Source organism: Flavobacterium sp. HJSW_4 (genome assembly GCF_042436695.1).
In the GTDB taxonomy this organism is placed as follows: Bacteria; Bacteroidota; Bacteroidia; order Flavobacteriales; family Flavobacteriaceae; genus Flavobacterium.
Genome location: NZ_JBHNPP010000023.1, coordinates 72843 through 78842, shown reverse-complemented (window position 1 = coordinate 78842; position 6000 = coordinate 72843). Strand labels below are relative to the sequence as shown.

General features: G+C 36.5%; 4 protein-coding genes. All 4 read right to left on the bottom strand.

Annotation, left to right across the window (positions count from 1 at the left end; translation table 11 throughout):
* The coding region (locus ACE01P_RS18805) for a ribulokinase (protein WP_379700532.1) at positions 1-1554 on the bottom strand (1554 nt) is incomplete at its 3' end.
* Between the two features lie 226 nt (positions 1555-1780).
* A complete protein-coding gene (locus ACE01P_RS18800; RefSeq protein ID WP_379700530.1) occupies positions 1781-2896 on the bottom strand; it encodes a family 43 glycosylhydrolase in 1116 nt (371 codons plus the stop codon).
* 41 nt (positions 2897-2937) lie between these two features.
* Entirely contained in the window at positions 2938-4917 is a 1980-nt protein-coding gene (locus ACE01P_RS18795; protein WP_379700528.1) for a glycoside hydrolase family 127 protein, read from the bottom strand.
* A 5-nt stretch (positions 4918-4922) separates the two neighbouring features.
* Positions 4923-5903 carry an arabinan endo-1,5-alpha-L-arabinosidase gene (locus ACE01P_RS18790; protein WP_379700526.1) on the bottom strand — a complete coding sequence of 327 codons (981 nt, stop codon included), beginning with the start codon at positions 5901-5903 and terminating at the stop codon, positions 4923-4925.
* Positions 5904-6000: the final 97 nt, after the last annotated feature.

Genomic DNA, 6000 nt, shown 5'->3' with positions numbered 1-6000 from the left:
GATTTTTTGACTTGCTTCGATTACGTTTGGATAAATTCCGGCTGCAACAGCTGCGTAAATTGCCGCACCTAAAGCAGGAGTTTGATCTGAAGCCGCCACTTTAATTGGCTTGTTTAAAACGTTAGCCAAAGTCTGCATGATGAAAGGCGATTTACGAGCAACACCACCGATTCCGATTACGCTGTCGATTTTCACGCCTTCTTCTTCAAAACGATCTACAATTTTCTTCGCTCCAAAACAGATTGCGTTTACTAAAGCTTTGAAAATATGAGGTGCTTTTGTTCCTAATGATAAATTTGAAATCGCGCTCTTTACTTCCTGATTTGCATCTGGAGTTCTTCGCCCGTTGATCCAGTCTAAAGCAATTGGAAGACTTTCTGAAACCGGAATTTTCTCTGCTTCTTTCGTTAATTCAACAATTAATTTATCGCTGAATTCTTCTCTTAATTGTTCTTTTTGAGCATCATTTAAAGTTGATGAAGAAGCTAATAAATGTTCTGTCGGCCACATTAGCAATTCTTTGTACCAAGCCAATAAATCACCAAAAGCTGATTGTCCTGCTTCCAAACCAATAAATCCTGGAATTACAGATCCATCAACTTGACCGCAGATTCCGCGAACGGTTTTGGTACCCACTTCATCATAAGAACCGACCAAAATATCGCAAGTTGAAGTTCCCATAACGCGAACTAAAGTGTTTTCTTCGATTTTAGCTCCAACTGCACCAGAATGCGCGTCGAAAGTTCCAACAGCAATTATAGTTTCTGTCGAAAGTCCTAAACGATCTGCCCATTCTTTGCTCAATTTTCCAGCAACTAAATCTGAAGTATAAGTTTCATCATATAAATTGCCACGCAAAGTCGCTAAATACGGATGTAATTTTTCTAAGAATTCAACCGGAGGTAATCCGTTCCAGTCTGCATGCCACATCGCTTTGTGACCAGCTGCGCAACGGCTTCTTTTGAAGGTTTTTAAATCTTTATCTTCAATTAACAAATACGTCATTAAATCGCAGTGCTCCATCCAAGTGTGTGCTGCATTTCTAACGGCTTCATCTTGTCTAGCAATGTGAAGGATTTTTGCCCAAAACCACTCAGAAGAATAAATTCCTCCAACATATTTTGTTACGTCTTCTCCGCCCCAGCTTACTGCCAGTTCGTTGATTTCGTTTGCTTCATTTATAGAAGTATGATCTTTCCATAAAACCATCATCGCATTTGGATTTTCTTCAAAACCTTTTGTCAATGCTAATGGCGTTCCGTCTGCAGTAACTGGAACTGGAGAAGATCCTGTTGTGTCAATACAAATACCGCGAACCAATGCAGGATCAACTTTACTTTCTTTTACAACATTTTGAATTGTAGTTTCTAATCCTTCGATATGATCCAAAGGATTCTGGCGAAATTGGTTTATAGAGGCGTCACAATATTGTTTGTTTTTCCATCTTTTGTAATGAGAAACATTCGATGCCAGCTCCTGCCCATTTTCTGTATCAATAAGCACCGCACGAACAGAATCTGTTCCGTAGTCCAATCCTATTACATAATTTTTCATTCGTATTTTATTTTTAAAATATTGACAAATATAATTATTAAAAATTTATAAGTGTACAAAAAACACTTAATAAAATTCTGCTCCTTAATTTTTACAAAAAATGCATCAAAACAAAGATTTAAGTTCAAAACAAAAAATAAATGTCAATGTTACATTTATAATGTTGCGATTATTTCATCTTAATCTTCAAAACAGTCGCAGAGTTAGCTGGAAAATCTTAGTCAGCTTAGTTAAATTCGAATATTGGTGTGCCGTTTTTATCAAATTTTAATTTCATCATTCTCGCATGACGATTAGGATCATATAACGGATCTGCAATAATTTCTTTCAGCGGTCTTTTATCTGTCGCAGGCACAACTTTCGGATCGCCAACCGCTTTTTCGTAATCCCTTGCATGATAAATTACTAATGGTTCTCCGTTTTCATCTACTGTAAATGAGTTATGTCCTGGTCCATAAATATGTTTTGCTTCATTGGTTTTTAATACTGGATATCTGGATTTTTTCCAAGAATTTCTATCTAATAAATCAGCATTTTCATCTGCTTCCATCATTCCCATACTGTAACAAGAACCCGTAGCACTTGCTGAAAAAGTAATGTAAATTTTCCCATTGTGTTTAAGAAATGCAGGACCTTCATTTACCCAAAAACCGATGCGTTCCCAATCATAATCTGGAGTCGTAAGCATGAATTGAACTGTTTTTAGTTTTACGGGAGATTCCATTTCGGCTAAATACAAATTAGAAGCCGCGAACTGCCCGCCTGTTTTTTCTGCCCAACAGAAATAGCGTTTATTTTTATGCTCAAATACAGTCCCGTCAAGAGAAAAGTCGGTAAAGCTTTTTGGATCTGCGTCAGCTGCTTGCATTTGCCCCAATTCAATCCACTTGTCATGTAAAGGATCTTGACCTGTACACTGCAAAACATAAGGTCTTAATTTCCAAATATCATCTTCTTGGCTTGCCGCAAAATACACGTACCATTTTCCATCCAAATAATGAATTTCAGGAGCCCAAACATGACGGCTCATCGGTCCGCTTTTATGTTTTTCCCATACTCTAAAAGTTTCAGCATTTTGAAGTTCATCAATAGACTTTGCGCGTCTTAACTCTATCGCGTCGTAAGTTGGTACCGATCCTGTAAAATAGTAATACCCATCTGTATGCTTGTAGATAAAAGGATCTGCTCTTTGCAACACAATTGGTTTGTTCGTTAAAGTTGTTTTTGTAGTAGTCTCTTCTTTTTTAGACAACTCTTTTTCTGCTTTTTTATCTGAACAGGAAGAAACACTTACAAAAACAACGGCTGAAAGTGCCAAATTTTTTAATACGGTTATTTGCATGTTATATTGGTTTGTTTGAATCTAATTTAATTTTGAGGAATTCAGTTTTTATAATCTATCCACACTTTCATTTTTCCAACGCCACGATTTGACCAAGAATAATATGGAATGGCTTTGAATTTTGAATTTTCTATCACATTTACACCTTGCAATAAATTGGCTTCTTTTCTTACTTTGAAAGTATCTGAAGCCGAAATATTGATCTTATCAAAATTGTTTTTATTGTCGATTTCTTCAACCGCATAAACTAACGGACCGTATTCTAAAGAAACTTTATTTTTATTCGTTTCTACTTTAGAATTTGTTTCTACTTCTTGAACTTCCATTGGGAAATTAAGTGCGATTTTGTCTCCTTTTTTCCAATTTCTGGTTACGTTAAAATAACCATTTTCAGGCTGAATTGCCAAAGTTTCTCCATTTACAGAAATGGTTGGTTTTTGAGTTGAGGCTTTTTTGTAAGTGTATAAATCCCCTGGCAGAACTTCATTTCTAGCCCAGCCCGGAACGCGTAGTTTGATCGTAAATTGGCTTTCTTTTTTAGGATTAACCGAGATTCCTACTTTTCCATTCCATGGATAAGAAGTCTGTTGCGAAATCTGTAAATCTGTTTTTCCTAATGTGAAAGCGGCATTATTTGAGGCATATAAATTTACGTATAAAACATCATTTGTTTTCGAATAAATTAATCCCGGAATTGATGGGATAAAACGAATCAAATTAGTCGGACAGCAAGAACAGTCAAACCAACCTTGACGTGTACAAGAACCTCTGTTTGATTTGTAAACGCCATCAGCTTCTAAGGCATTTGGATAGAAAAATTGCTTTCCGTCAAGCGAAATACCCGAAATTAATCCGTTGTACATGGATCTTTCGATCACATCAAAATACTCTGATTTTCCGTATAAATTGTGCAATCTGTGATTCCAATACACATCACCAATTGCTGCACAAGTTTCGTTATAAGCGGTTAGATTTGGCAATTCGTAATTTGCTCCAAAAGCTTCTCCGTCATGTCTTGAACCGATTCCGCCTGTGATGTACATTTTTTTGTTGACCATATTATTCCAAATCGTATTTACAGCATTTTCATAGGCTTTATCTTTGGTCATTGCCACAATATCCGTCATTCCTGCATACATATAAACCGCGCGAACAGCGTGTCCAACAGCTTCTTTTTGCTCAATAACAGGCATGTGATCTTGAGCGTATTCTCCATACAATTTATGATTGTTCGGATTTCCACGATTGTCCAAATAGTATTTTGCCAATTTCAGATAATCTTCTTTTCCTGTAATTTGGTACAGTTTTATTAAACCCGTTTCCACAATCTGATGCCCTGGAACTCCTTTCACCTGACCTGGATTATCTCCAAAAGTTCGCACTAACATATCAGCCGCTTTTATAGCAATGTCTAGAAAATTAGTTTTCCCTGTTGCTTCGTAATGCACGATTGCCGCTTCAATTAAATGTCCTGGATTGTACAATTCGTGGCTAATCTGTAAAGATTCCCAACGTTTTCCTTCAATTACAGGAACCCAAGGCGCTGGCGGTTTTGCTGGATTTATGGTTCTCCAAGTAGTAATATATCCGTCTGGTTCCTGACCGATTTTTACAATGGCGATCATCGAATCCAAAACTCTTTCCAACTTCGGATTTGGTGCACTAATTAAAGTATTGGATGCTCCTTCAATGATTTTATAAACATCAGTATCATCAAAAGGCATTTCTCCCCTTGTTGTTCCCGTTTTTTGTTTTCCTGCGATTAAAAAATTCTCAAAACGGCCTTCTTCATCACATTTCTTAATAGCATATTCGATCGTTACTTCCTGCACTCTTTTGATAATTGGAAGCCAGAAAGAATCAGTTAGTTTTACATTTTGAATGTTAACGGGTTCGATTTCATAACCTGCTTTTAAAACTGATGTTTTATTCTGCACCACATTATTTTTGGTCTCTTTACAGGAAACCAAAACCAGAAATGACATGAAAATCGTTAAAATTGGTAAGTTGTATTTCTTCATTATTTTTATTTTAAAACAGGCCACAAATCGGCGTCCCATTGCATTTCTCGAACTACTAATTTTGGTGTTCCATTAGTTTTCTTTTCGTAAGCGTGATAAAACATATAATCTTTTCCGTCGAAAGTATAAGCGCTGTTATGGCCAACTCCAAAATAGTTTTCGTCTCCTTGAACTACTAGACTTCCTCCGCCTTGATCGAGCCGTTTTCCGTCTTTATCAACATAAGGTCCCGTTACATTTTTAGATCTTCCAACAACGACTTTGTAAGTACTTTTTTCTCCGCGACAGCATAAATCCCAAGAAAGAAATTGATAGTAATAACCGTTTTTCTTGAATATGAAAGGAGCTTCAAGTGCTCCATCGCCTGGATCAGAATCGGCTAATTCGAAACTTCTCTTACGTTTTGAAATCGTGTGCCATTCTTGAGGCTGAGCAATTGATTTCAAATCAGGATTTAATTTTACCAATTTCAATCCTTCCCAAAAAGAACCGAAAGAAAGCCAAGGCGTATTGTTTTCATCAAAAACCAAATTCGGATCAATTGCATTCCACATATCTCGATTTGGCTGTGATTGAATTACAATTCCTTGATCGACCCATTTGTAATTTTTATCTTTTGGGTTTAAAGTCGTATTGGTCGCAACGCCAATCGCCGAAGTATTTTTAGCGAAAGCGGAAACCGAATAATACAGATAATAAGTATTGTTGTGGAATGAAATATCCGGCGCCCAAATATGATTTTTGAAATCGGCTGCAACGCCATCTGCCCAAACTGGTTTTTCTGCGAAAACTTGCAGTTCTTTGTTCCATTTTTTTAAATCTTTCGAACTAAAAACACTAATTCCGTTTCCTGTGCAATACAAATAATAAGTGTCTTTTTGTTTGATAACAACTGGATCGTGCACGACAATTTCCTGCGCCATAACCAATGAAGTTACAAGCATTAGAAAAATAGAAATTGCATATTTTATGTTTTTGTAAACCATATAAGTGATATAAGTAAATTTAAGTTCAAACCTCAACTGAAACTTTTATCAGAACATGTAAGCAAAGCTTTGAACTGAAAACTGCGACTGCGACTGA